The 24,603-nt window shown below is 63.5% G+C and carries 23 protein-coding genes; 17 read left to right on the top strand and 6 right to left on the bottom strand.

Annotated elements, in window-relative coordinates; translation table 11 throughout:
- Positions 1–8 precede the first annotated feature (8 nt).
- The gene (locus tag OC537_RS01520) at positions 9–722 is read right to left on the bottom strand and encodes a fimbria/pilus periplasmic chaperone (protein ID WP_262108746.1); all 714 of its coding nucleotides are present in this window, start codon (positions 720–722) and stop codon (positions 9–11) included.
- Between the two features lie 58 nt (positions 723–780).
- Positions 781–1,320: a fimbrial protein gene (locus tag OC537_RS01515; protein WP_025326137.1), complete on the bottom strand. Its 540-nt coding sequence runs from the start codon at positions 1,318–1,320 to the stop codon at positions 781–783.
- Between the two features lie 249 nt (positions 1,321–1,569).
- Between OC537_RS01515 and OC537_RS01510 the strand changes: the two genes are divergently transcribed.
- Positions 1,570–2,397 carry a peptidoglycan DD-metalloendopeptidase family protein gene (locus tag OC537_RS01510; RefSeq protein WP_262108742.1) on the top strand — a complete coding sequence of 276 codons (828 nt, stop codon included), beginning with the start codon at positions 1,570–1,572 and terminating at the stop codon, positions 2,395–2,397.
- A gap of 67 nt (positions 2,398–2,464) precedes the next feature.
- Here OC537_RS01510 and OC537_RS01505 read toward each other — a convergent pair whose 3' ends face one another.
- A complete protein-coding gene (locus OC537_RS01505; protein ID WP_262108740.1) occupies positions 2,465–3,802 on the bottom strand; it encodes an MATE family efflux transporter in 1,338 nt (445 codons plus the stop codon).
- A 153-nt stretch (positions 3,803–3,955) separates the two neighbouring features.
- On the opposite strand from OC537_RS01505, the gene mscM reads away from it, so the two are divergent.
- From mscM to frdD, 7 genes are all read left to right on the top strand, one after another.
- Complete coding sequence (gene mscM, locus OC537_RS01500) at positions 3,956–7,231, top strand: miniconductance mechanosensitive channel MscM (protein ID WP_262108738.1); 3,276 nt, start codon at positions 3,956–3,958, stop codon at positions 7,229–7,231.
- A gap of 67 nt (positions 7,232–7,298) precedes the next feature.
- A complete protein-coding gene (locus OC537_RS01495; protein WP_262108736.1) occupies positions 7,299–7,976 on the top strand; it encodes a glycerophosphodiester phosphodiesterase in 678 nt (225 codons plus the stop codon).
- 159 nt (positions 7,977–8,135) lie between these two features.
- The gene (locus OC537_RS01490; RefSeq protein ID WP_106887561.1) at positions 8,136–10,013 is read left to right on the top strand and encodes a methyl-accepting chemotaxis protein; all 1,878 of its coding nucleotides are present in this window, start codon (positions 8,136–8,138) and stop codon (positions 10,011–10,013) included.
- 515 nt (positions 10,014–10,528) lie between these two features.
- The gene (gene frdA, locus OC537_RS01485; RefSeq protein ID WP_262108733.1) at positions 10,529–12,313 is read left to right on the top strand and encodes a fumarate reductase (quinol) flavoprotein subunit; all 1,785 of its coding nucleotides are present in this window, start codon (positions 10,529–10,531) and stop codon (positions 12,311–12,313) included.
- Positions 12,306–13,040: a succinate dehydrogenase/fumarate reductase iron-sulfur subunit gene (locus OC537_RS01480; RefSeq protein ID WP_025326130.1), complete on the top strand. Its 735-nt coding sequence runs from the start codon at positions 12,306–12,308 to the stop codon at positions 13,038–13,040. The genes frdA and OC537_RS01480 overlap by 8 nt, the downstream gene beginning before the upstream one ends.
- 16 nt (positions 13,041–13,056) lie before the next feature.
- Complete coding sequence (locus OC537_RS01475) at positions 13,057–13,455, top strand: fumarate reductase subunit C (RefSeq protein WP_106887562.1); 399 nt, start codon at positions 13,057–13,059, stop codon at positions 13,453–13,455.
- An 11-nt stretch (positions 13,456–13,466) separates the two neighbouring features.
- Positions 13,467–13,823: a fumarate reductase subunit FrdD gene (gene frdD, locus OC537_RS01470; protein WP_033130989.1), complete on the top strand. Its 357-nt coding sequence runs from the start codon at positions 13,467–13,469 to the stop codon at positions 13,821–13,823.
- A gap of 77 nt (positions 13,824–13,900) precedes the next feature.
- Here the strand turns inward: frdD and OC537_RS01465 are convergent, their stop codons facing one another.
- Positions 13,901–15,121 (bottom strand): winged helix-turn-helix domain-containing protein, encoded by a 1,221-nt coding sequence (locus OC537_RS01465; RefSeq protein WP_262108730.1) that lies wholly within the window; start codon positions 15,119–15,121, stop codon positions 13,901–13,903.
- 74 nt (positions 15,122–15,195) lie between these two features.
- A complete protein-coding gene (locus OC537_RS01460) occupies positions 15,196–15,837 on the bottom strand; it encodes a class I SAM-dependent methyltransferase (protein ID WP_262108728.1) in 642 nt (213 codons plus the stop codon).
- Between the two features lie 130 nt (positions 15,838–15,967).
- On the opposite strand from OC537_RS01460, the gene OC537_RS01455 reads away from it, so the two are divergent.
- From OC537_RS01455 to OC537_RS01425, 7 genes are all read left to right on the top strand, one after another.
- Positions 15,968–16,633 carry a thermostable hemolysin gene (locus OC537_RS01455; protein WP_262108726.1) on the top strand — a complete coding sequence of 222 codons (666 nt, stop codon included), beginning with the start codon at positions 15,968–15,970 and terminating at the stop codon, positions 16,631–16,633.
- A complete protein-coding gene (locus tag OC537_RS01450) occupies positions 16,630–18,135 on the top strand; it encodes an AMP-dependent synthetase/ligase (RefSeq protein WP_262108724.1) in 1,506 nt (501 codons plus the stop codon). The genes OC537_RS01455 and OC537_RS01450 overlap by 4 nt, the downstream gene beginning before the upstream one ends.
- On the top strand, positions 18,132–18,788 hold the full coding sequence (locus OC537_RS01445; RefSeq protein WP_139744263.1) for a TenA family transcriptional regulator: 657 nt from the start codon (positions 18,132–18,134) through the stop codon (positions 18,786–18,788). Before OC537_RS01450 ends, OC537_RS01445 begins: the two co-directional genes overlap by 4 nt.
- A complete protein-coding gene (locus OC537_RS01440; protein WP_106887567.1) occupies positions 18,785–19,633 on the top strand; it encodes an SDR family oxidoreductase in 849 nt (282 codons plus the stop codon). Before OC537_RS01445 ends, OC537_RS01440 begins: the two co-directional genes overlap by 4 nt.
- 1 nt (position 19,634) lies before the next feature.
- Entirely contained in the window at positions 19,635–20,282 is a 648-nt protein-coding gene (locus tag OC537_RS01435; RefSeq protein ID WP_262108721.1) for a tetratricopeptide repeat protein, read from the top strand.
- Between the two features lie 81 nt (positions 20,283–20,363).
- Complete coding sequence (locus OC537_RS01430; protein WP_106887569.1) at positions 20,364–21,056, top strand: response regulator; 693 nt, start codon at positions 20,364–20,366, stop codon at positions 21,054–21,056.
- On the top strand, positions 21,053–22,495 hold the full coding sequence (locus OC537_RS01425) for an ATP-binding protein (protein WP_111910351.1): 1,443 nt from the start codon (positions 21,053–21,055) through the stop codon (positions 22,493–22,495). Before OC537_RS01430 ends, OC537_RS01425 begins: the two co-directional genes overlap by 4 nt.
- A gap of 77 nt (positions 22,496–22,572) precedes the next feature.
- Here OC537_RS01425 and OC537_RS01420 read toward each other — a convergent pair whose 3' ends face one another.
- Positions 22,573–23,073 carry an ATP-dependent zinc protease gene (locus OC537_RS01420; protein ID WP_410050452.1) on the bottom strand — a complete coding sequence of 167 codons (501 nt, stop codon included), beginning with the start codon at positions 23,071–23,073 and terminating at the stop codon, positions 22,573–22,575.
- 143 nt (positions 23,074–23,216) lie between these two features.
- Here OC537_RS01420 and OC537_RS01415 point away from each other — a divergent pair, with 143 nt between their 5' ends.
- Together OC537_RS01415 and OC537_RS01410 are read left to right on the top strand one after the other, a co-directional pair.
- Positions 23,217–23,462, top strand: coding sequence for a hypothetical protein (locus OC537_RS01415; protein ID WP_262108717.1), 246 nt, complete (start codon positions 23,217–23,219; stop codon positions 23,460–23,462).
- Positions 23,463–23,472: 10 nt separating this feature from the next.
- Positions 23,473–24,516 carry a GMP reductase gene (locus tag OC537_RS01410; RefSeq protein WP_262108715.1) on the top strand — a complete coding sequence of 348 codons (1,044 nt, stop codon included), beginning with the start codon at positions 23,473–23,475 and terminating at the stop codon, positions 24,514–24,516.
- The last annotated feature ends 87 nt before the right edge of the window (positions 24,517–24,603 follow it).

Raw genomic sequence — 24,603 nt, 5'->3', positions numbered from 1 at the left:
TTCCGGAATCAATTGAAGACGAATTGGCCCACCTCGCGGGCACCATAGTCGTTGAGCCAATAGAAGGTCACGGCCTTGGCATCGACGGCCCCGGACAGTTGCTCAAGGGGAAAATCGAAGCTGCCCCCCGGCGCCACCATGCCGCCACTTGAGTTGCTGTAGCGCTTCGATGACGCCGTCGCCTGCAGCTCCAGATTGCTGATGCTGACGTGATAGAGGCTGGGGTTGCTGGCACGCAGTGCGTAACCGTCCCCCTGCCGGATCAGGCGCCAGCTCAACTGCCGGGCGGAGCGTTCGACATTGCCAGGCAGCCCGGATGGCCGGTAGAACATCTTGATCCGGGAGCGGAAGGCGAGCTGCACCAGATTCTGACCCGCCTGGGTCGACTTCACGCTCGGCGGCACCTCCAGCACGTTCAGCCAGAACACCGATTCGCGATCCTGGGGCAACCCCTGCCCCACGTAGGCCAGACGCAGGGACTGGCCACGCTGGGCCTCGATGCGGGTGATGGGAGGGGTTACCAGGAAGGGGAGCGCCTCGGCGCCCGGCCGGATGCGGCGATCCCCCGCATCTATCCACACCTGTACCAGCGAGGGGCTGCTCCCCTTGTTGGTCAGCTCCAGGGTGACCTCACGGGCGTTGGCCGGGTAGATGACCCGGGTGCCCGAGATCTGGACATGACCCCAGGTCTGCCAGGGCAGGAGCAGCAAGCACCAGAGCATGAGGCTCAGCCCCGCCCTGCGGGGCCTATGGATACGAAGCGCCTTCATGACTGAGCGCTCAGTGGTAGTCCAGGGAGTAGATGAGATCCGCCGAGACCAGACCGGCGCCGACGGCACCTGTGGCTATGTACTGGGCGCTGTAGTAGAGGGTGGCCCCCCCGGTGGCACTGAAGTTGACCAGCACGTTGTTGCCTGTGTTGGTTCTCAGATCGATGGGGGTGCTGTTGGCCGAGAGGATCTGCACCTCCACGTTCTGGGCCGGGTTCTTGCCGCCCGAGGCGACGGCCTTGTTGCTGAGGTTGCCCGTGGTCTGCTCCACCCCGATGTTTTCGAAGTAGGCCCGCACCGACCCCGTGGTCGGGCAGCTGGTGAGGGCGAGGTTGAAGCCTGTCGCCCCTGCGGTCTGGCCTATGCTGCCGAGCGCATTGGTGCTGACGGTCGGCAGGGTCACGGTTGCCGACGCCGTACCACCGTTGACCGCGATGGCACAGGTCCCGGCGGTCACCTCGCCATTGATGGTAATGACCCCGTTGAAGGCGGCAACGGGTGCCGACATCCCCATGGTGAGTCCGAGTATCAAGAGAGCCTTCGTCTTCATCACAACCTCCACCTGTCCCTGGATGTCGCTGGCGACTGCTTTTCTCCTGCCAGTGCCTTGCTGCCTTGCCGCCATAGGTGCCATTCAAAGACACCTTTAGTGACACATTAGTAAATAGCACAGGATTCTCAATCCCGCCGCCGCACGACTCCCTTTCCGGCGCCATGGCCCGAGGTGACGGACAGCCGGGCAAGAATGTGGCATCATTTTCCCCCTTTTGATCTCACCGCCTTATTCGATGGAGCCACCATGCGCCGCCTGCTCTTCCTCCTTCTGCTGCTCGGCAGCGCCTCCCTTCATGCCGAACCCGGCTTCATCAGCCGCCTGCTCAACCACCCGGTACCAGGGGGCGTGGCCGTGGTGCCGCTGGGGGATGGGCCCAAGGCGCCCGTCGCTCGCTATCTGGACAAGCCTGTGCTGGTGGTGCGCGAAGAGGGGCGGCACTGGATTGCCATCGTCGGCATTCCGCTCAAGAGTCAGGCGGGCCCCCATCAGCTGCAGGTGAGCGATGGCCGTACCTTGAATTTCACCGTCGGCAGCAAGCACTATCGCGAGCAGCACATCAAGCTGAAGAACAGCCGCCAGGTCAATCCGCTGGCCGAGGACATGGCGCGCATCAACCGGGAGCTGGCCGAACAAAACAAGGCCTACCAGACCTTCAGTCCTATTCAGCCCAGCAACCTGCTGTTCGACAAGCCGGTCAACGGCCCCCTCTCCAGCCCCTTCGGGCTGCGCCGCTTCTTCAACGGCGAGGAGCGCAATCCCCACTCAGGCCTCGACTTCGCGGTCGGCGCCGGCACCCCCATCAAGGCACCGGCCGCCGGCAAGGTGATCCTGATCGGCAACTACTTCTTCAACGGCAATACTGTCTTTGTCGATCACGGTCAGGGGCTCATCAGCATGTTCTGCCACATGTCCAAGATCGACGTGACCCTGGGCCAGAGCCTGCCCCGCGGCGGCATCGTCGGCCGGGTCGGCGCCACCGGCCGCGCCACAGGTCCCCACATGCACTGGAACGTCAGCCTCAACGACGCCCGCGTCGACCCCGCCATCTTCATCGGCGCCTTCAAGCCCTGATCCGGGCAGCACGAAACGACAAAGGCAGCCTGGGCTGCCTTTGTCGTTCATGGAGAGAGGGCGTTAATCACGGGGCTGCGGCATGCTGCCCGGCCTCCTTGCCCATGGCCCGCCACATCACCAGTACCAGCAAGGTGCTGCAAGTAGGCAGCGCCAGCCAGACTCCGGCCACTCCCCACAGGGAGGAGAAGCCCCACAGGAAGCCGCCGATCAGCACCAGCTTGCCCCCGGTGAGCAGGGAGGCGATGCGGGCCCGGTTGATGGCCTGGAAGTAGGTCGCCCCCACCAGCAGCAGCCCCTCCATGGGCAGACCCCAGAAGTAGAGCCAGATGCCGAGGCTGGCCACCGGCAAGAGGGCCGCGTTGTCACCGGCGAACAGATAGACTACCCCTTCCGGCCAGAGGTAGAGCGGTATCATGCCGCACAGCGCCACCACCAGGGTCACCCCCAACGCCAGGTTGCGCACCCGCAGCACCCGCTGCCAGTTGCCCGCCCCGGCGTTGAAGCTGGCGATGGGCTGGATACCCATGGCGATCCCCTCGAAGATGAGATAGAAGAAGGCCTCGCTGTAGCTGATGACCCCGTAGGCGGCCACGTGCAGGGAGCTGCCGACCGACAGCAGCGCCTTGTTGTGCAGCGCCAGCACCACAGACAGATAGAGGTACATCAGGAAGCTCGACACCCCGAGTCGCAGGGTCTCCCGCATCAGCCGCCAGTCCGGCACCAGGGTATCCAGGCGGATGCGCAGCTGGCTGCGCGGGGTGAAGAAGTGCCACAGGCACAGGCCCCCGGTCACCGCCTGGGAGAGCATGGTGGCGATGGCCGCCCCCGCCAGCCCCCAGGGGATCACCGCCATCAAGAGGTAATCGAGCAGTACGTTGAGCACGCCGCCCCCCACCAGGATCCAGGTGGTGAGGCCGGGTCGCCCGTCGTTGCGCAGCAGGGCGGTGAACGCCATGGAGAGCACGGCAAAGACCCCGAGCCAGGCGTACCACTGCAGGTAGGCGAAACCGGCGTCGAAGATGACCCCCTCGGCCCCCATCCAGGTCAGCATCTCCTTGCCGTACCGGATGCCGATGAAGGCGAGCACGGCGGAGGCGATGAGCACCATCACCAGCGCATTGCCGACTATGTGGCGCGCCTTTGCCTGCTCCACCTTGCCCAGATAAAACGAGGCGAGTGACGAGGAGCCCATGCCGATCAGCGCCCCCACCGCATAGAGCACGGCGCAGATGGGATAGGCCAGCATCATGCCCGCCAGGCCGTCCTGGCCCAGGATATGGCCGACGAAGATGCCGTCTATGGTGACATAGACGCCGGTGACCAGCATGGCGGCCACCGTCGGGGTGACGTAACGCAGGAAGAGGCGAGAGAGGGGGGCCGTGCCCAGATCGACAGTGGACATAAATTGCTCAAGGGAGGGGAACGGCCAGAATAATAGCCAAACAAGACCCGGATCACCCGTTATTTATGTTGTAGATCATTAATGTGGAAGGCTTTACCCACCCCTGCCCCTGCTTTAGGCTAAGGCGACTTCTCATGAACGGAAACGTGCGCCATGTTGCAACGCCTGCTCTGCCTGATGCTCTGTCTCAGCCTGCTCCCCTTCTCCGCTGCCCAGGCCGATGATGCCGTCACTCAGGTGGAAGAGTTGCTGCAAAGCGTCCCCAAGACCGACACCCCCGAGAACCAGCAACTGCGGGAGAGCTATCAGCAGGCGCTGCAGTATGCCCGGGATGCCCAGCGCTATCGGGAGCAGGGCAAGGCCTATCAGCAGATCCTCATCGACTACCCCAAGGAGTCGGCCCGTCTCAAGGAGAGCCTGCACAACTATCAGCCCCAGTCCCGCCCGCCCCTCTCCTCCCTCAAAGAAGAGGCACTGCGCCAGGCCATTGGCCTGAGCAGCAACCGCCAGATCAACCTGCGCAAGGAGCGCCAGGCGGTGACCGACAGCCTCAACCAGCTGGAGAGCACGGGCCAGGAGTACCATGTGCGGGTCGATGAGCTGCGCAAGCAGTTGCTGCAGACCCGCTCCCAGCTCGATCGCTTGAGCTTCAGCAACGAGTCGGATCGCCTGCAGGAGGCCCAGCAACTGGCCACCCGCCTCAAGGAGCAGAGCCTCTCTGACCGGATCCAGATGCTGGAGCTGGAGCAGCTCTCCGCCCAGCAGCGCAACGATCTCGGCAAACTCAAGCTGCAGGAGCTCAACCTCGCCATCACAGACGAAGATGAGTGGCAGAACAGCCTGCTCAACCAGCAAAACCAGCTGCGGCGGGAAAAAACGGAGCAGGCGCTGGCGGAAAGCGAGCGGCTGCGCCGGCAGCTCACCTCGGATCTGCCCCTGCTGCAGGAGCAGCAACAGCAGAACCAGGCGCTCTCCCTGCAACTCGGCGCCCTGGAAGATCAGATAGAGCGGGTACAGGACGAGCAGCGCGGCATCGACACCTCACTGTCAGGACTGAACGATCTGGTCAACTCGGTGCGCGAGCAACTGGAATGGCTGCAGATAAGCAACGCCTACGGCGAAAACCTGCGCAGCAAGCTGGCCGATCTGCCCAACTACTTCCCCCTGGAGAAGCTGGAGTCCGACATCGTCAAGGCGCGCATGGCGAAGTACCAGTACGAGACAGAGCAGGATGCCCTCAAGGATACAGTGCAGATCCGCAACAACCTGCTCAGCGGGGATGAGATCACCCTGGACAGGGCCCAGCAGGCCGTGCTCGACAACCTGCTCAAGGCCAGACGGCAACTGCTGACCCGGCTCAACGACGCCTCAGATACCCTCATTCAGGAGCAGACCCGGCTCAAGCTGCTCTATAGCCGCCAGAACAGCAAGATCGACGAGATCCGCGAGATCAGTGCCAGCCACCTGTTCTGGATGCCGGACGTGCGCCCGCTCACCCCGGCCGTCCTGCTCGGCGTGCCCACCGCGCTGAGCCTGCTGCTCGATCCCGTCAACTGGCTGCAACTGCCCAGGGCCATAGTGGAGAACAACCCCATGACCCTGACCCTGGCGGGGCTCGGCCTGCTGGTGCTGGCCTGGTGCTGGGCCAAGCTGGGGCGCCACCTGGTGCAGTACAGCCACTACATAGCCCCGCGCATCGGCAAGGTGACCCAGGACAAGTTCAGCCTCACCAGCCGGCTGTTGGTGCGCTCTCTGCTCGCGGCCCTGCCGCTGCCCGCCATGGTGCTGATGATGCGCGGCCTGCTGGACGGCGCCTGGCAATACCCCTTCGCGGTGGCCGTGGCCCGGGGCCTTGGCGAGATCTGGTTCCTGCTGCTGGCGCTGCTGGTCGCCCGCCATCTGACCCTGGAGAAGGGGATCCTGATCCTCCATTTCCGCTGGCCGAAAGAGCCGGTGCAGCGGGTCTGGGGCCAGTTCCGCACCCTGCTGCTGGTGCTGATCCCCAGCTTCTTCGTGCAGGGCATGGCCAACAGCTATCAGGAGCACGCCTTCTACGACTCCCTGGGTCGCCTCGCCTTCATCGTCGGCGCCCTCTGGCTGCTGCTCTTCTTCGCCCGCCTCAACCGGGAGAAGCTGCCGCTCACCTGGGGCCAGGCGGACATGACCAAGCCCCATCTTCTGCACCACTTCATCTGGAACAGCCTGATGCTGGCCCCCTTGCTGGCGGTGCTGGGCTCCCTGTTTGGCTACTTCTACACCTCCCGCATCCTGCTGCGCCAGCTGGAGCTGAGTCTGCTGGCGGGACTCGGCTGTCTGCTGGTCTACTACCTGGCCCATCGCTGGATGCTGATCCAGCGCCGCCGCCTCGCCTTCGATCGCGCCAAGAGCAAACGGGCCGAGATCCTGGCCCAGCGGGAGCGTGACGAGGACGATCTCAGCTCCGAGATCCCGGACGTGGTGGAGGAGCCCGAGCTGGATCTGGACACCATCAGCGCCCAGTCGCTGGGGCTGGTGCGCACCCTGCTGATGCTGGGCTTCACCATGCTGGTGGTGGTGCAATGGTCGGATCTCAACTCGGCCTTCAGCTTCCTCAGCAGCATCGAGGTGTGGCAGGTGAGCAGCAAGGTGGCCGGCATAGAGCAGCTCTCCGCCATCACCTTGCAGGATCTGATGCTGACCGCCTTCGCCTTCATCCTGACGGTGGTCACCGCCCGCAACCTGCCGGGGCTGATGGAGCTCACCCTGCTCCAGCACCTGAGCCTCTCCCCCGGCACCGGCTTCGCCCTGACCACGGTCAGCAAGTATCTGGTGATCCTCATCGGCGCCCTCACCGGCTTCTCCATGCTCGGCATCGACTGGTCCAAGACCCAGTGGCTGGTGGCGGCGCTCTCGGTGGGCCTGGGCTTCGGTCTGCAGGAGATCTTCGCGAACTTCGTCTCCGGCCTCATCATCCTTTTCGAGAAGCCGATCCGGCTCGGCGATACCGTCACCATTCGTGATCTGACCGGCACAGTCACCAAGATCAAGACCCGTGCCACCACTATCGTGGACTGGGACAGGAAGGAGATCATTGTCCCCAACAAGGCCTTCATTACCGAGCAGTTCATCAACTGGTCCCTGTCCGATGCCATCACCCGGGTCAAGCTGCGCATCCGCATCGGCCTGACTCAGGAGCCCAAGCGGGTGCAGCAGCTGCTGGAGCAGTGCGTGCAGGAGTCCACCCTGGTGCTGGATACCCCCACCCCCGAGGTGTTCCTGATCGAGTTCACCGACTCGGCCCTCATCTACGAGATCCGGCTCTATGTAAACAACATGGATCACCGTATGCCGATCACCCATGAAGTCCATTCGCTGATCCTGGAGAAACTCAACCAGCTCGGCATGCATCTGCCCCACCAACAGATCGACATTCGGATGAGCAGGGGCTGACAGACCCCCTCCCGCCTCCCCCTTAGTGAGGGCGAGGGAGGGGTTGTTATGACAACAGGAGCCAATCATGCAGATCATTGCCCATCGCGGTGCCAGCAAGCTGGCGCCGGAGAACACCCTCAAGGCGATGGAGATAGCCATCGCACTCGGAGTCGGCGCCATCGAGCTCGACGTGCAGCAGGCAGACGGCGAGCTCTGGGTCTTCCACGACCGGCGGCTGGAGCGTTGCACCGACGGCCACGGGGTGCTGACCGAGCAGTCCAGGGACTATCTGGCGAGCCTGGATGCGGGTGACGGGGAGCGGATCCCGACCCTGTGGCAGGTAATGAACCTGATTGCCGGGCGCTGCGAGCTGCATATAGAGCTCAAGGGGGCGCACACCGCCGAGCCGGTGGCGGCCCTGACCCGGCGGGCCGAGGCGGAGCTTGGCTTCACCCCGGCCCACTGGGTCGTCTCCTCCTTTCACCATCCCGAGCTGGCGCACTTCGCCCGGCTGCGGCCGGATCTACGCCTCGGGGCCCTGACCGCCAGCCTGCCGCTGCACGGTGCCCGCTTCGCCGAAGAGCTGGGTGCCTGGTCGCTCAATTGCGACGTGGATTTTGTCGACGCCGGGCTGGTGGCGGATGCCCATAGTCGTGGGCTCAAGATCCTGGTCTACACGGTCGACGAGTTGAGTGATGGGGCTGCATTGGCGACCATGGGTGTCGATGGCATCTTTACCAACCGACCAGATCGATTCAGCTGAGTATCGGCGCGGCCTGGCGGCCCATCAGGAGGTGAAAAAAGATCGAAAATTTCCTGTGCAACGGGATACATAAAGTCCACTTTCAGCCGATACAGAGTTGGCTCATAACAATAACAAACACCACACGGATCTCAGACTGACGCTCACAAGGATGTAAACATGAATCTATCCATCAAGAACAAGCTGGTCCTCGCCATCGGGGCCATTATCCTGGTCATCTCCAGCCTGCAGGTCTGGTACAACACCACCCAGCTGCGCAGCGAAACCCAGCGGCTGATCTGGAGCTTCATCGACGACAGCTCCATCGCCAACGTCAAGGGTATCTCCCGCTGGCTCGATGCGCGCATCGGCCTGGTCACCGCCACCAAGGAAGCCTTCACCAAGGAGGATGAGCCCCTCAGCCACCTGGCCCAGTCCATGAACGCAGGCAACTTCGACCTCGTCTATGTGGGCACCAAGGATGGCCGGATGATCCAGAGCAAGCAGACCAACCTGCCCGCTGGCTATGATCCGCGCCAGCGTCCCTGGTACAAGGACGCCATGGCGGCCGGCAAGCTCGCCATCACGGCCCCCTATGCCGATGCCTCTTCTGGCAACCTCATCATCACCATCGCCGAGCCCTTCAGCCGTGGCAACACAGACGGCGTCATCGCAGGTGACGTTTCCATCGACGGCCTGGTGCGCGACGTGCTGGCCATCAACTCGGAAGGCACCTACGCCATCCTGGTGGACAGCAACGGCACCATCATAGCCCACCCGGACAAGGCGCTGACCCTCAAGCCCGCCACCGCCCTCTCCCCCGAGCTGACGGCGGCCAAGGTCAACGAACTGGCCCATGACAACACCATCTCCGAGATGGATATCAGCGGCAAGGCCAGCGTGTTCGACCTCACCGAGATCCCCAACACCAACTGGTATTTCGGCATAGTGGTGGACAAGGCGGTCGCCTACCAGTCCGTCTCCCGCATGGTCACCTCAGCCCTGCTGCAAGGTCTGCTGACCATCCTCATAGTCGCGGGCTTCTCCTACGTGGCCATCAACAGCTCCCTGGCCCCGCTGAAGACCCTCGGCGAGGCGATTGCGGATCTCTCCCGCGGCAACGGTGACCTGACCCGCCGCATCAAGATCGAGCGGGAAGACGAGGTCGGCACAGTCGCCAAGCACGTCAACACCTTCATCGAACGCATCCACGTCATGGTGCAGGACATCTCCAACTCCTCCGGGCAGCTCAACCAGCAGGCCAGGTCCTCCCACGACATGGCGGAGAAATCCAACCAGGGTCTGGCGCGCCAGCAGAACGAGATCTCCCAGATAGCCACAGCGGTGCACGAGATGTCCGCCACCGCCGTCGAGGTCGCCAGCAATGCCGAGCAGACCGCGGAGGCAGCCCGCAGCTCCTCCAGCAGTTGCGAGCACGGCAAGCAGGTGATCGCCCGCAACCAGCGCTCCATCACGGATCTCGCCACCCAGGTCAAGCAGGCCTCCGGCATCATCCAGGAGCTGGAGAAGAACGCCCAGGAGATCAACACCATACTATCCACCATCCAGGGCATCGCCGAGCAGACCAACCTGCTGGCACTCAACGCCGCCATCGAGGCCGCCCGGGCCGGTGAGCAGGGTCGCGGCTTCGCCGTGGTCGCCGACGAGGTGCGGGTGCTGTCACAACGCACCCACAGCTCCACCGTCGAGATCCGCAGCATGATAGAGACGCTGCAGCGCAACACCCAGGGAGCCGTCAGCACCATGCACGAGGGCCAGCTGCTGGCCCAGAACAGCGTGGAAGACGCGAACGATGCCACCCAGGCCCTGGAGCAGATCACCACCTCCATCAACCAGATCTCCGACATGGCGACCCAGATCTCCAGTGCCGCCGAGGAGCAGCGGGCGGTGACCGACGAGGTCAGCCGCAATATCCAGGCGGTCAAGGACGTCTCGGACGAGCTGGCGGTGGATGCGGACAGCTCCCGCAATCTCTCGGCTCAACTTAAAAATATTTCAGGTGAGCTCAACAATCAGGTCGGCATGTTCCGCATCTGATCGACTCAATGAAAAGGGGCCGTCCAGGCCCCTTTTTTTATATAAACCCTTTTCGTTTCAATGGTTATAATTCCCCTTCGACACCGGACACTCTGTGATCCGCTTCTCCATTCGAGTATCCTTCTGACGCAGCTGATGTCTGCCCTGACTATATTCGCATTACTTTTTTCGATGTTTTTCGGCAGCCCCCAAGGTGATAATAGTTATCACTAAACATTTCTGATAAAAAACTTAAAAACTTTAGGGGTAATACCTAAAAAGAGAGGCATTTCTCATTTTTTTGAAAGAAAACTACGTACAATCTTGGGGTTAAAATCACCAGAGTAGCGAGTACGGCTGATCCAGATCACTGATGGATGGCGATAATGACGGCATTTTCATCCAAGGAATGGGGTGGTTGTAATAAAAACCACCGTTGCCAAGCACTAAAACAAAGCAGTTTGACTTGCATCAAGCCTGAATTTTTTTCATAGAGCAAAATCGTGCCCAGCAAATCTATCCCTAAGGAGGCAGATGTGGATATTATCAAGACCGATGTTGCCATCATCGGTGCCGGTGGCGGTGGCCTGCGTGCCGCAATCGCCATTGCAGAAGCCCACCCGGAGCTGGAAATCGCCCTGATTTCCAAGGTCTATCCGATGCGCAGCCACACAGTGGCCGCCGAAGGTGGCGCCGCAGGCGTCGTCCGTGATGACGACTCCCTCGAAAACCACTTCAACGACACCGTCTCCGGTGGCGACTGGTTGTGTGAGCAGGACGTGGTCGAGTACTTCGTCAACAACGCCACCAACGAGATGATCCAGCTGGATCACTGGGGCTGCCCCTGGAGCCGCAAGCCGGATGGCAAGGCCAACGTCCGCCGCTTCGGCGGGATGAAGATCCCGCGTACCTGGTTCGCCGCAGACAAGTCCGGTTTCCACATTCTGCACACCCTGTTCCAGACCTCCATCAAGTACCCGACCATCAAGCGCTATGACGAGCACTTCTGTCTGGATCTCATCGTGGAAGATGGCCGCGTCCAGGGCGTACTGACCTTCGACATCCAGAACGGCATCACCCGTTTCATCCAGGCCAAGTCAGTGGTGCTGGCCACCGGCGGTGCCGGTCGCGTTTACCGCTACAACACCAATGGCGGCATAGTCACCGGCGACGGCATGGCGCTGGCCTACCGTCACGGCGTGCCGCTGCGTGACATGGAGTTCGTCCAGTATCACCCGACCGGTCTGCCGGGCACCGGCATACTGATGACCGAAGGTTGTCGTGGTGAGGGTGGCATCCTGCTCAACAAGGATGGCTACCGCTACCTGCAAGACTACGGTCTGGGCCCGGAAACCCCGGTCGGCCAGCCGAAGAACAAGCACATGGAGCTGGGTCCCCGTGACCGTCTCTCCCAGGCATTCTGGCAAGAGCAGCAGAAAGGCCGCGTGATCCAGGGCCCCATGGGCGACGTGGTTCACCTCGATCTGCGCCACCTCGGCGAGAAGTACCTGAAAGAGCGTCTGCCCTTCATCTGCGAACTGGCCAAGGCCTACGTGGGTGTGGATCCGGTGAAAGAGCCGATCCCGGTCCGTCCTACTGCCCACTACACCATGGGCGGCATCGAAACTGACGGCAAGTGCGCCACCCGCATGCCAGGCCTCTACGCCGCTGGCGAGTGTGCCTCCGTCGGTCTGCACGGCGCCAACCGTCTGGGCTCCAACTCCCTGTCCGAGATAGTGGTCTTCGGCAAGGTGGCCGGTGAGCAGGCAGCCGAATTCGCGGCGACCCAGCAGCACGGCAACACCGAAGCACTGGCCGCCAAGGCCGAGGCGCTCATCAAGCAGCACCTCTCCCTGCTCGACATCGACGGGACCGAAAACCCGGCGGATATCCGCAACGAACTGGGCATGTCCATGGAAGCCGGCGTCGGTATCTACCGTACCGAAGAGCTGATGCAGGGCACCATCGACAAGATCAACGAGCTGAAGGCCCGTTACAAGAAGGTCAAGATCAACGACAAGTCCTCTGTCTTCAACACCGACCTGCTGTACGCCATCGAACTGGGCTACATGCTGGACGTGGCCGAAGCCATGGCCCATTCCGCCATCAACCGCAAAGAGTCTCGTGGTTCCCACCAGCGTCTGGACGGTTACGAAGAGCGGGATGACGTGAACTACCTCAAGCACTCCCTCTCCTTCTACAACCAGGAAGGCGCCCCGACCATCGATTACTCCGATGTGAAGATCACTAAATCCCAACCGGCAAAACGTGTGTACGGTTCCGAGGGTGAGAAACAAGACGAGGCTAAGAAGAATGGCTGAGATGATCGAAATTGAAATCCTGCGCTACCGTCCCGAGCAGGATAACGAGCCCTGGATGCAGACCTTCCAGGTGCCTTACCTGAAAGAGATGTCCCTGCTGGATGCCCTGCAATACATCAAGGATCAGCTGGACTCCACCCTGAGCTTCCGCTGGTCCTGCCGGATGGCGATCTGCGGCTCCTGCGGCATGATGGTCAACGGCATTCCGAAGCTGGGTTGCAAGACCTTCCTGCGGGACTACCTGCCAGGCAAGATGACCATAGAGCCCCTCAACAACTTCCCGATCGAACGCGACCTGGTGGTCGACATGTCCGATTTCATCGAGAAGCTGGAGAGCATCAAGCCCTACATCATCCCGTCCGAGCCGCGCAACCTGTGCGACGGCGAGTACACCCAGACCCCGGCTGACATGGCGAAGTATCACCAGTTCTCCATGTGCATCAACTGTGGCCTCTGCTACGCCGCCTGCCCGCAGTACGGCATCAACAAGAAGTTCACCGGTCCCGCGGCCCTGGCGCTGGCTTATCGCTACAACGCCGACAACCGCGACAGCGCGTCCAAGGAGCGGATGAAGATCATCAGCCAGGACGAAGGCGTCTGGGGCTGTACCTTCGTGGGTTACTGCTCTGACGTGTGCCCGAAAGGCGTAGACCCGGCCGCAGCCATCCAGCTTGGCAAGGTCGAGAGCGCCAAGGACTACATGATCGCCATGTTCAAGCCGGATTGAGACCAGGAGTGAGACCATGAACAACACCCAAAGCAAACGTAAGCCCTACGTGCGCGAGATGAAGAAAGACTGGTGGCTGAAGAATGCCTTCTACACCGGTTACATGATCCGCGAAGGCACCAGCATCTTCGTCTCCATCTATGCCGTGGTGCTGATGTGGGGTCTGCTACGTCTGGTGCAGGGCCAGGAGGCGTTCAACGGCTGGCTGGAATCCCTGCAGAGCCCGGTTGCCATCCTGTTCCACGTCATCGCGCTGGCAGCCTGCCTGTTCCACGCCAAGACCTGGTTTGCCCTGGCTCCCAAGGCCATGCGCATCTTCCGTGGCGAAGACCTGGTGCCGGAGAAGCCGATCGTCATCGCTCAATATGTGGCGCTGGCGGCGGTATCCCTGCTGATCCTGATCATCGTGGCTTGAGGAGATTAATGATGAGACGTTCTGACGAACCCATTTACTGGGGACTCTTTGGTGCCGGTGGCATGGTGGTTGCCATGCTGCTGCCGGTGATTGTCCTCATTACCGGTCTGCTGGTGCCCATGGGCATCATGGACGTGGAGACCATGAGCTTTGAGCGCGTGCACGCCTTCGCCAGCTCCTGGTGGGGTGCCTGCATACTGCTGGTCATCATAGCCCTGCCCATCTGGCACGGCATGCACCGCATCTACCACGGCCTGCATGACCTTGGGATCCACACCACCAAGCTGCACCACTATGTGTTCTATGGCTTCGCCTTCCTGGTGTCCGCCATCACGGTCGGTCTGCTGATGGTGCTGGTACTCCAGTAATCCTTAGGTTGCCAGCAACAGATGATAAAACCGGGCCCAGTGCCCGGTTTTTGTTTGGCTGTCGTTTAGCCTGCGGGCTAAGGACGCGGCTCCGGCCACAGGGTCCGCAGGGAGGCTGGCATGGCAGCGACGTGCAGAGACGGCGTCTGGTGCCAGTCGGCCAGTTTTTGCAGCGCCTTCTCCAGATCCTGCGCCAGGCTGGCGCTCACCCTGACCCCCTGCTCCAGATAGAGGCTCTTGACCTCGAACACCCCCTCCTTGCGATGGGCCTTGGCATCCAGACGCCCCACCAGCTGGCCCCGACGCAGCAACGGCAGCACGAAGTAGCCGTACTGGCGCTTGGGGGCCGGGGTGTAGCACTCGATGCGATAATCAAAGCCAAAGAGTTCGCTGGCCCGCTTGCGATCCCACACCAGGGGATCGAAGGGCGAGAGCACGGCGGTGTGGGTCGCCTTGAGGCTGCCAGCCTGGGCCCGAGCCAGCTCATCGGAGAGCGATGCGTGCACGAAAGCGCCGTGCTGCCACCCCTCCACCCGCACCGGCAACAGCTCCCCCTCGTCCGCCAGCTGATGGAGCAGGGCATCGTATTTGCCGCGCCGCAGGCGGTAGTAATCCGCCACCCAGCCGGTCTTGACCAGCCCCAGCGCTCGGCAGCTGGCGTGCACCATGTCTCGCTGGGCGAGCTCAGGGCTCGGCAGATGCCGCCCATCGTCCCACTCGGGCATGACCCGCTCGGCGAGATCGTAGACCCGCTGGAAGTTGCGCCGCTCGCGCACCATCAGGCGCCCTGCGGTGAACAGCACCTCCAGGTGGCGCTTCTCGGGCTTCCAGTCCCACCAGCCGTTGCCCTTGCCCTCCTTGCGCTCAAAGTCGGCGGCCCGCACCGGCCCATCCCGGCGAATGCGCTCGACTATCTGCTCTATCTCGCCGCCGTGGGTCTTGAGCCACTGGGCGGAGAACTTCCAGCCCATGGCGGCGGGATCCAGCATCCGATGGCGCAGCAGCCGGTAATCCTCGCGAGGGACGAAGCAGGCCTCGTGGGCCCAGTATTCATAGATCTCGCCATCGGACAGCAGCTGCTCCAGCCAGCGCGGATCGTAGTGGCCGAGCCGGCTGAACAGCACCAGATAGGGGCTGCGGGCCACCACAGAGATGGTGTCTATCTGCAGCAGCGCCATGCGCCTTATGCAGGCCAGCAGATCGGAGGGAGCAGCCTTGGCGCGGCGCGGGGTCAGCAGCCCCTGGGCTGCGAGTTGCAGGTGGCGGGCGTCTTGCAATGACAAATGGGGGATCGACATGAAGATAAGGGCATCCGTTCCTGGGTGTCAGACCACCAGCATGCCCAAGCCGCCGCCAAATGAAAACGCCCCGTTCAGGGTTTGGTGAACACGGCTACATCGGCGTGGGGGAAGCAGAGCTCCGCCTGCCAGCGGGCCGCCAGGGCGCGAAACGAGGCCTCGGCGAAGAAGACGATGTGGGTCGGATCGTGACGGTAGCGCCACGTCTTGAAGCGCTCGTCACCCAGCACCCGCTGGGTCTGCAACACCAGCACCCCGCCGGGGTTGAGGCAGGCCCAGAGCCCGTCCAGCACGGCGCGGGGGGCGGCCAGGTGCTCTATCACCTCGGTGCTGGTGATGAAATCGTAGCGACGGGTGAGCAGTTCGGGCTGGTCGGCGTAGAACTTGTCGTAACCCGCCATCTCAAAGCCCGCCTCCCGTCCCATGGCGATGAGGGCAGGCCCGGGGCCGCAGCCAAAATCGAGGCCGCTGGCAGGAGGGCTCACCCGGGAGAGCACCTCGCCGAAGGCCCGCATCAGAAAGCCGCGATAACGGGGATCGTCCACCTGGTTGTGGTGCCCGTCATAGACCGCCTTCTCGGCCTGATCGTCCAGGTGATCCGCCTCATCCAGCCAGACCAGCTCGCACGCCAGGCAACGGTGATAGCGCTTGCCCGCCAACGGCAGGGGGTAGCTGTGACGAGCCGAGCAGAGGGGGCAGCTGGCGCTTGATGACATGACGGATCCTCCTGGGTGACAGCCGCGCAGATTGCCTGCCCGCCGCCTTGCTGACAACTTTTTTTACTCCTTAAGGGTTTCTTAAGTTTGCCCTTTTACTCTCAAGCCATCCCAAGAGAAGGAGCCAACCATGACCATAGAGATCCAAGCCCCCTACAGATTGCTGCTGGCACAGTCCCCGCAGCAGGTCATGGCGCTGCAAGCCTATATCCAGGCCGCCTACACCCTCGAATTCAACGCCCGCATCCCCCATTTTCTGCCCTGCCTGCTCGGGCTCTACCGGGCCGATGGGGTGCTGGTCGGCGCCTGTGGCCTCAACCACGCCAGCACGGGGGAGCGTGAGCAGCCCCTCTATCTGGAACAGTATCTGGAGCAGCCCATCGAGGCCGCCATCGAAACCCGCCTCGGGGTACGTCCGGCCCGCTGCCGCATCATCGAAGTGGGCAACCTCGCCTGCAGCGAGCCGGGCAATGCCCGCCTGATGTTTGCCGCCCTGTGCCGGTTGCTGTGTGACAACGCCCTCGACTACGTGGTGTTCACCGGCACCGCCAAGCTGCGCAACAGCTTTGCCCGGCTGCGCCTCAACCCGGTGGAGCTGGCCCCTGCCCAGGCCCATCAGGTGGGGGAAGACGCCAGTGCCTGGGGGGAATACTACCGCTGCCAGCCCAAGGTGATGGCCGGGGACATCAACCAGGGGCGCGAGGTGCTCGCCCAGAGCAGCCTGCTGCTCAATCTGCTGGGGCCCATGCCCATGCTTTTTAACCATGCCGGCCATGACAAGAGGTGCGCCCAATGAGCCTGTTCGACGCCATCGCCCGCCACGCCAGCCTGACGCCGCAACAACTGGCACTGCAAGGCAGCCAGGGAGAGCTGGATTACCAGACCCTGTGGCAGCAGATCCAGCACCTGGCCGACCGCTTGCAGCAAGCCGGCATTCGCCGCCTGGCCCTGCAGCTCGACAACGGCCTGCCCTGGGCGCTGATCGATCTGGCCTGCACCCGGGCCGGGATAGTGGTCATTCCCGTGCCCCACTTCTTCAGCCCGGCCCAGCAGGCGTGGCTGCTAGAGAGCAGCGGGGCCGATGCCCTGGTGGGCCCCGAGCATGAGGGCTGGCAGGCCGCGGCCCCCCTCATCCTGATGACGGGGGCCGCCGATGAACAGGCGCTGCCCCTGTGGCGGCGTACCCCGGTCGCCCCCCCGGCCCTGCCCCTGGGCACCGCCAAGATCACCTATACCTCGGGCACCACGGGCCAGCCCAAGGGGGTCTGCCTGTCCCTTGCCCAGATGACGGCGGTCTGCGAGTCCCTGGCCCTGCGGGTCGCGCCGGCCGGGGTCGAACAGCACCTGACCCTGCTGCCCCTGGCCACCCTGCTGGAGAACCTGACCGGTCTGTACGTGCCGCTGCTCACCGGCGCCTGCAGCCGCATCCCCTCCCTCGGCGAGCTGGGCTTCACCGGATCCAGCACCCTCAACCCGGCCATGCTGGGCCGGGCCCTGGCACGCTGGCCCAGCCACAGCCTGGTGCTGGTGCCCGAGCTGTTGCGCCTGCTGCTGGCGCTGTGCGCCAACACCCAGGCCCTGGCCGAACGGCTCAAGGGGCTGCGCTTCGTCGCCGTCGGTGGCGGCAAGGTCGCCCCCGATCTCATCCGCCATGCCCGCGCCCTGGGGCTCCCTGTCTATGAGGGCTATGGCCTGTCGGAATGCGGCTCTGTCGTGGCGCTCAACGGCCCGGACGCCGACCTGATGGGCAGCGTCGGCCGCCCCCTGCCCCACTGCCAGGTCACCCTGGCCGCCGATGGCGAAGTCATGGTGAGCGGCAGCGCCATGCTCGGCTATCTGGGGGAAGAGAGCACCGCAGGGGAGCCTGCGGACCTGCAGATCGCCACCGGGGATCTGGGTCACCTGGACGCAGATGGCTACCTGCATATCACGGGGCGCAAGAAGAACGTCCAGATCACCGCCTTTGGCCGCAACTTTTCACCGGAGTGGGTGGAAGCCCAGGCCCAGCTCTGTCCGGCCATCGCCCGCATCGTGATCTTCGGTGACGGCCAGCCCGCCAACGTCGCCCTGATCCAGCCGCTGCCGGGCAGCCAGTCCCAATTACCCGAGCAGATTGCCCGGCTCAACCAGCAATTGCCCGATTACGCCCGCATCCACCACTGGCTGCCGGTGGCGCTGGATCAGCACCCCGGCCTGCTGACGGCCAACGGCCGCCCCCGTCGCAACGAGATTTATCACCACTTTTCCCGGCAGATCGACCAATGCCTGACCCAAGGCCTCACAGGAGAGACCTCATGAGCTTCTACCAGACCCTGCAACACGCCACCGCCTCCGAGCGCGAGCACCTGTTCAATGCCCCCATCATCGAGGCCTGCCGCCGCGGCGACATCAGCCGGGAGACCTACCTCGCCTTCCTGGCAGAGGCTTACTACCACGTGCGCCACACTGTGCCGCTGCTGATGGCCACCGGCGGCAAGCTGGGACAGGAGTATGAGTGGGTGCGCGGCGCCATCCGGGAGTACATAGACGAGGAGTACGGTCATCAGGAGTGGATCCTGAACGACATCCGCGCCTGCGGCGGTGACGCCGAGGCGGTGCGCCACGGCCAGCCGGGTCTGCCCATAGAGCTGATGGTGGCCTTCCTCTACGACCAGATCCAGCGCGGCAACCCCATGGGCTTCTTCGGCATGGTGCAGGTGCTGGAAGGCACCAGCGTCGCCATCGCCCTGACGGTGGCGGACCAGCTCAAGAGCGGTCTGGGCCTGCCGCCCCAGGCGATGAGCTACCTGAGCTCCCACGGCGCCCTGGATCAGGAGCACCTCAAGTTCTTCGAGTCCCTGATGAACCGGGTGGAAGACCCGGCGGATCAGGCCGCCATCATTCATTCGGCCAAGGTGGTCTACCGCCTCTATGGCGACATGCTCCATCAGCTCACGGGATCCTGCCAATGAAGCTTGAAGGTAAACGCATACTGCTCACCGGCGCCAGCGGCGGCATAGGGGAAGCCCTGGCCATGGAGCTGGCGGCCCAGGGGGCGCACCTGCTGCTGCACGGACGCCGGGCCAGCGCCCTGGAGCGCCTGCGCAAGGAGCTGCCTCATTCCGAACGCCACCAGACGGTGACCGCCGATCTGGGCTCGCCCCAGGAGCGGGCCAGGCTGTTGCAGCACCCGGCGCTGGAGCAGGGGCTGGATGTGCTCATCAACAGCGCGGGCTGCAACCAGTTTGCCTGGCTGGAGGATCAGAGCGGCGAGCAGGTGACGCGCCAGCTGCTGCTCAACATAGAGGCGCCCATCCAGCTCACCCGCGCCCTGCTGCCCCGGCTGCGCAAGCCCGCCGTCATCATGAACATAGGCTCCAGCCTCGGGGCCATCGGCTATGCCGGTTACAGCGTCTATTGCGCCAGCAAGTTCGCCCTGCGGGGCTTTAGCGAGTCTCTGGGGCGTGAGCTGGAGGGCACCGGCATCAAGGTGCTGCACTTTGCCCCCCGCGCCACCCGCACTCACCTCAACTCCCAGGCGGCCTACGCCATGAATGCCGAGCTCGGCACCCGGACCGACAGCCCCCAGGACGTGGCCGAGGAGGCCGTCATCGCCCTGTGCAACGAGACGCGCCGCAGCTGGCTCGGCTGGCCGGAGAAGCTGTTCGTGCGACTCAATGCCCTGCTGCCCGCCCTGGTCGACAAGGCGCTGGCCAGACAACTGCCCATCATCGAACGCCATGCCCGCCACCCTGTCCCCCTGGCCACAGATCACGGGGACAACCCCGCCTGTGCCACACACGAGAAGGAACATTGAGATGAAACACGCCACTTTCCGCCCCCGATTTGGTCACAGTGTCCTGCTGCTCGCCCTAGGAGGCACGTTGACAAGCAGCCTGGTTCAGGCCGCCGATGCCCTGCCCACCATTCAGCAGCAGTGGGCCCACTGTCAGTATCAAGAGACCGGCAAGGCCAAGGAGAGCTGTCTGGAGACCCTGAGCGCCCAGGCGGAGCAGGCCAGTGCCAAGGAGGCCTTTCGCACCGATCTGCTGATCTGGTCCGCCATCGTCAAGAGCACCTGGGCCGGCGCCAAGGGCGGCCTCGGGGCCCTCAGCCTGGTGAAGGAGGCCAAGGCCAAGCTGGAGATCGCCATCAAGCAGGATCCCAAGGCGCTGGAGGGCTCCGCCTACACCAGTCTGGGCTCCCTCTACTACCAGGTGCCGGGCTGGCCGGTCGGCTTCGGGGATGACGACAAGGCCGAGCAGTTGCTCAAGCAGGCGCTCGCCATCAACCCCACCGGCATAGATCCCAACTTCTTCTACGGCGACTTCCTGCTGGATCAGGGGGACAAGGCCCAGGCGAAGATCTATCTGGACAAGGCCCTGGCCGCCCCGGCCAGACCGGGCCGCGAGGCGGCGGACGAAGGCCGCAGGACGGAAATCCGCGAACGTCTCGCCAAGCTATAAACACAAGCAGATCAGTGCGCTATTTAAACTCTGCCCACCAACTTGCATACTGGTGGGCAGCGTCATTTGAGGGAGAGAACAATGCGAGTCCTGTTGGTAGAAGATGACATCATGCTGGGGGATGGCATGGTGGATGCCCTGCGCAGCAGCGGTTACACAGTGGACTGGCTGCAGCAGGGGTTGCCCGCCCTGTCGGCGCTCAAGAGCGAGGAGTTCGCCGCCCTCATCCTGGATCTCAATCTGCCGGATATCGACGGCATCAGCCTGCTGCGCAAGCTGCGCCGGGAGGGACAGACGCTGCCGGTGCTCATCCTCACCGCCCGGGATGCCCTGGACGATCGGGTGCTGGGGCTGGATGCGGGCTCCGATGACTACATGGTCAAGCCCTTCGCCCTGCAGGAGCTCAACGCCCGCCTGCGCGCCCTGGTGCGCCGCAGCAAGGGCCAGGCCCAGGCGGTGCTGGAGTATGGCGACATCCTCATCTACCCCGAATCCCAGCAGGTCACCTATCAGGGAGAGGCGGTCAAGCTGACCCCCCACGAGTACAAGCTGCTGCAGGAGCTCATCAGCCAGAGCGGCCGGGTGCTGAGCCGCGATCAGCTGCAGCAGAGCCTCTATGGCTGGGACGAGGGGGCAGAGAGCAATGCGGTGGAGGTGCACATTCACCACCTGCGCAAGAAGTTCTTCCCCGAGCTCATCCGCAACATCCGCGGCGTCGGCTACATAGTGCCGCAGCCAGATACCCCGGGCAGCAGAGGGATGCCCGCCCGATGAGTCGCGTCCGCTCCATTCGCCGCTTCCTGCTCTCCGGCATCCTGGCCCTGGTCAGCCTCAGCCTGGCCGTCAGCGGCCTCATCGGCTACCTGGAAGCCAACCACGAGATGGAAGAGCTGTTTGATGCCCGTCTCGCCCAGTCCGCCCGCATCACCAACCAGCTGCTCAGCCGTTATCTGAAGCAGCGCGGCGAGCTGCCCAGCAACGGTGCCGTCTACCAGGAGTGGGAGCAGGCCGTGCCCGCCGACCCCCATCAGGAGAAGCGCAGCTTCAGCCAGCTGGGGCGGGACAACGAGTTCACCCCCTATGGCCACGAGTTCGAGCACAACCTCTACTTCCAGCTGCTCAACGAGCAAGGCACCATACTGCTGCGCTCACCCAATGCGCCGGAGCAGCCCCTGACCACCCTGGAGCGCGGCTTCAACAGCGAGACCAAGGATCACCACGAGTGGCGCACCTTCACCCTCTACAACGAGGATGAGCAGACCTGGCTCATCGTCGCGGAGCGGGATGACGAGCGGGGGGAGCTGGCCAGCAAGATGGCTACCCTGACCATGCTGCCGCTCTTCATCACCCTGCCCTTCCTGCTCGGCCTGCTGTGGTGGCTGGTCACCCGGGGGCTGGCCCCGCTGAATCAACTCACCCAGGCCATCGGCGAGCGCCATCCCGCCAACCTGAGCCCGCTCAACCTGGCCATCAAGGCCGAGGAGCTGACGCCGCTGGTGTCGGAGATCAATCGCCTGATGCACACCCTGGCGGACACCATAGAGCGGGAGAAGCAATTCACCAACGAGGCCGCCCACGAACTGCGCACCCCGCTGGCGGTGCTGCGCATCCACAGTGAAAATGCGCTGGCCGCCGAGGATGACGCCAGCCGCGAGCAGGCGCTGCGCAAGATGCTGCTGGCCCTCGATCGCAGCGACCGGCTGATCCGCCAGCTGCTGACCCAGGCCCGCATCGACAACCAGCAGGCCCCGGCGCTCGGCAAGCTGGATCTGAGCCTGCTGTTGCAGGGCACCCTGGCCACCCTGGCCCCCATAGCCCTGAGGAAGGATCTGCAGCTCTCCCTGGAGGGAGACGAGCATCTGCAGGTGATGGGGCAGGCCATGTTGCTGGATCTGATGTTTGGCAACCTCATCGACAACGCGCTGCGCTACACCCAGGTGGGCGGCGAGGTCGCCGTGGTGATCACCCAGGAGGGCAACAGGGTCAGGGTGGATGTGCGGGACAACGGCCCCGGCATCCCCACCGCCGCCCTGTCGCGCCTGTGCGAGCGCTTCTTCCGGGTCAATCCCCAGCAGGGGGACGGGGTGGGCCTTGGCATGGCCATAGTGCAGCGCATAGTGCAGCTGCACGGCGCGGATCTCGACATCCACAACAGGCCCGAGGGGGGGCTGGAAGTGAGCGTGCTGCTGCCCGCCCCGCCGCGCCCGGCATAGGCGGTGCAGGCCTCAGGGTAAAAAAAGCGCGGGGGCCAAAGCCCCCGCGCACCATTTGTGATCCCAAAGCGGCCTTCCTAGCCACAGCTCGGCTGCACAGTGAAGGTGCGGGAAGAGTCCACCGGCCCCAGCTCCGCCAGCAGGCGACGACCGAGCAGCACGGGATAGATCATGTCGCTGCGATCCCGCAGGGTGAACCACTCCTTGTAGAGCTTGTCACCGACACAGACAGACATGGTCACAGTGGGACGCTCCTCCATGCCACCGGCGCCGCGCACCGTCACGCTGCGCTCCACCGGGCGCTCCAGGGTCTGGCGCACCTCCTTGTCGGTGTTGGCATCGGTCAGCACCAGGGTGAAGCGCACCCAGGGCTTGCCGTCACGCTTGAAGTGGTGCAGCTCTCGAGCATCGAGAGACGACGTGAGAGCGCCTGTATCCAGCTTCATCTTGACCGCCACCCCACCTGGCATGAGCACGCCCTTCTCGATCCAGCCATAGACGGTAGGGGCGGCCCAGGCGCCCGATGAGAGGCAGAGGCTGGCCAACAGCAACCAGCCGGCTTTGTATGATGCGGACAATGTGTTCTCCTCGTCGAAGCGGGCCCACGCTGGCCCTCTGCGCCAGAGTGGGCAGCAGGCAGGCCACTGTCAACTGGCAAAAGGGGCGCAGGGGCCCCAAACCCCGGCCTATGGCGTTCACGGCATGGGGGATCCGACAGCAGTTGACCGTGATTCAAGGGGCAAAAAAGAGGGAAGAGAGAGGTCGTGGCGAGGTGCTGGATGAAGCTGGTGGTCAACCTCAGGTTGTGACGCCAAAGGCTAACACAATGATGAGTGAATTATCAGTCTTGTTCTGGCGGGATTTTTCCCTAGACTGTTGTAAACCGGAGGCCTTGAAAACCTGCGGTTTTTTTGTGCCTGCCGAAAATTTTGCCCACTGCAACAGTGACTTTCACAAGGCTCAATAAGGAATTTGCAATGCGTATCGAAGAAGACTTGAAGCTGGGTTTCAAGGATGTACTGTTTCGTCCCAAGCGCTCTACCCTCAAGAGCCGTTCCCAAGTCAGCCTGACCCGTCAGTTCACCTTCAAGCACACCCAGACCCAGTGGCAGGGGGTGCCCGTCATCGCCGCCAACATGGACACCGTCGGCACCTTCGCCATGGCGCGCACCCTGGCGGGCTTCGAGATGATGACGGCGGTACACAAGCACTACAGCCTCGCCCAGTGGCAAGCCTTCGTGAACGAGACAGACCCGGCCCTGCTCGGCCATGTGATGGTCTCCACCGGCACCTCGGAGGAGGACTTCAACAAGACCCGCCAGATCCTCGCCATGTCCGAGGCGCTGCGCTTCATCTGCGTGGACGTGGCCAACGGCTACTCCCAGCACTTCGTCGAGTTCCTGCGCAAGACTCGTGAAGCCTGCCCCAACCACGTCATCCTGGCGGGCAACGTGGTCACCGGCGAGATGGTGGAGGAGCTGATCCTCTCCGGCGCCGACATCGTCAAGGTGGGCATAGGCCCGGGCTCGGTCTGCACCACCAGAGTCAAGACAGGGGTGGGCTATCCCCAGCTCTCCGCCATCATAGAGTGCGCCGATGCGGCCCACGGACTCGGCGGCCAGATCGTCGGTGACGGCGGCTGCACCTGCCCGGGCGACGTGGCCAAGGCGTTTGGCGGCGGCGCCGACTTCGTGATGCTGGGGGGCATGCTGGCGGCCCACGAGGAGTGCGGTGGCGAGGTGGTGGACGTCGATGGCGCCCCCTTCATGAAGTTCTACGGTATGAGCTCGTCGAGCGCCATGGACAAGCACGCCGGCGGCGTCGCCGAGTACCGTGCCTCCGAAGGCAAGACGGTGCTGCTGCCCTACCGCGGCCCGGTCGAGAACGCAGTGCGCGACATCCTGGGCGGCGTGCGCTCCACCTGCACCTACGTCGGCGCCAGCCAGCTGAAAGAGCTCACCAAGCGCACCACCTTTATCCGGGTACGCGAGCAAGAGAATAACGTCTACGGCAAGGAGTAACTTGCCGCAGACCGCCATCACTCGCTGACGGTTAGAAGCCAATCCACCGGTGTGCTACCCTGCGCACCGGTTTTTTTGCATCTGGAA

This window comes from Aeromonas sp. Marseille-Q5825, assembly GCF_946892685.1.
Lineage (GTDB): Bacteria > Pseudomonadota > Gammaproteobacteria > Enterobacterales > Aeromonadaceae > Aeromonas > Aeromonas rivipollensis.
The sequence above is the reverse complement of the archived record's forward strand: the minus strand, read 5'-3'. Positions and strand labels throughout refer to the sequence as shown.

Bases quoted from the DNA above. Each gene is read 5' to 3' on its own strand.
- OC537_RS01520 (WP_262108746.1), bottom strand. From the start codon at position 722: ATGCTCTGGTGCTTGCTGCTCCTGCCCTGGCAGACCTGGGGTCATGTC.
- OC537_RS01515 (WP_025326137.1), bottom strand. From the start codon at position 1,320: ATGAAGACGAAGGCTCTCTTGATACTCGGACTCACCATGGGGATGTCG.
- OC537_RS01510 (WP_262108742.1), top strand. From the start codon at position 1,570: ATGCGCCGCCTGCTCTTCCTCCTTCTGCTGCTCGGCAGCGCCTCCCTT.
- OC537_RS01505 (WP_262108740.1), bottom strand. From the start codon at position 3,802: ATGTCCACTGTCGATCTGGGCACGGCCCCCCTCTCTCGCCTCTTCCTG.
- mscM (WP_262108738.1), top strand. From the start codon at position 3,956: ATGTTGCAACGCCTGCTCTGCCTGATGCTCTGTCTCAGCCTGCTCCCC.
- OC537_RS01495 (WP_262108736.1), top strand. From the start codon at position 7,299: ATGCAGATCATTGCCCATCGCGGTGCCAGCAAGCTGGCGCCGGAGAAC.
- OC537_RS01490 (WP_106887561.1), top strand. From the start codon at position 8,136: ATGAATCTATCCATCAAGAACAAGCTGGTCCTCGCCATCGGGGCCATT.
- OC537_RS01480 (WP_025326130.1), top strand. From the start codon at position 12,306: ATGGCTGAGATGATCGAAATTGAAATCCTGCGCTACCGTCCCGAGCAG.
- OC537_RS01475 (WP_106887562.1), top strand. From the start codon at position 13,057: ATGAACAACACCCAAAGCAAACGTAAGCCCTACGTGCGCGAGATGAAG.
- frdD (WP_033130989.1), top strand. From the start codon at position 13,467: ATGAGACGTTCTGACGAACCCATTTACTGGGGACTCTTTGGTGCCGGT.
- OC537_RS01465 (WP_262108730.1), bottom strand. From the start codon at position 15,121: ATGTCGATCCCCCATTTGTCATTGCAAGACGCCCGCCACCTGCAACTC.
- OC537_RS01460 (WP_262108728.1), bottom strand. From the start codon at position 15,837: ATGTCATCAAGCGCCAGCTGCCCCCTCTGCTCGGCTCGTCACAGCTAC.
- OC537_RS01455 (WP_262108726.1), top strand. From the start codon at position 15,968: ATGACCATAGAGATCCAAGCCCCCTACAGATTGCTGCTGGCACAGTCC.
- OC537_RS01450 (WP_262108724.1), top strand. From the start codon at position 16,630: ATGAGCCTGTTCGACGCCATCGCCCGCCACGCCAGCCTGACGCCGCAA.
- OC537_RS01445 (WP_139744263.1), top strand. From the start codon at position 18,132: ATGAGCTTCTACCAGACCCTGCAACACGCCACCGCCTCCGAGCGCGAG.
- OC537_RS01440 (WP_106887567.1), top strand. From the start codon at position 18,785: ATGAAGCTTGAAGGTAAACGCATACTGCTCACCGGCGCCAGCGGCGGC.
- OC537_RS01435 (WP_262108721.1), top strand. From the start codon at position 19,635: ATGAAACACGCCACTTTCCGCCCCCGATTTGGTCACAGTGTCCTGCTG.
- OC537_RS01430 (WP_106887569.1), top strand. From the start codon at position 20,364: ATGCGAGTCCTGTTGGTAGAAGATGACATCATGCTGGGGGATGGCATG.
- OC537_RS01425 (WP_111910351.1), top strand. From the start codon at position 21,053: ATGAGTCGCGTCCGCTCCATTCGCCGCTTCCTGCTCTCCGGCATCCTG.
- OC537_RS01410 (WP_262108715.1), top strand. From the start codon at position 23,473: ATGCGTATCGAAGAAGACTTGAAGCTGGGTTTCAAGGATGTACTGTTT.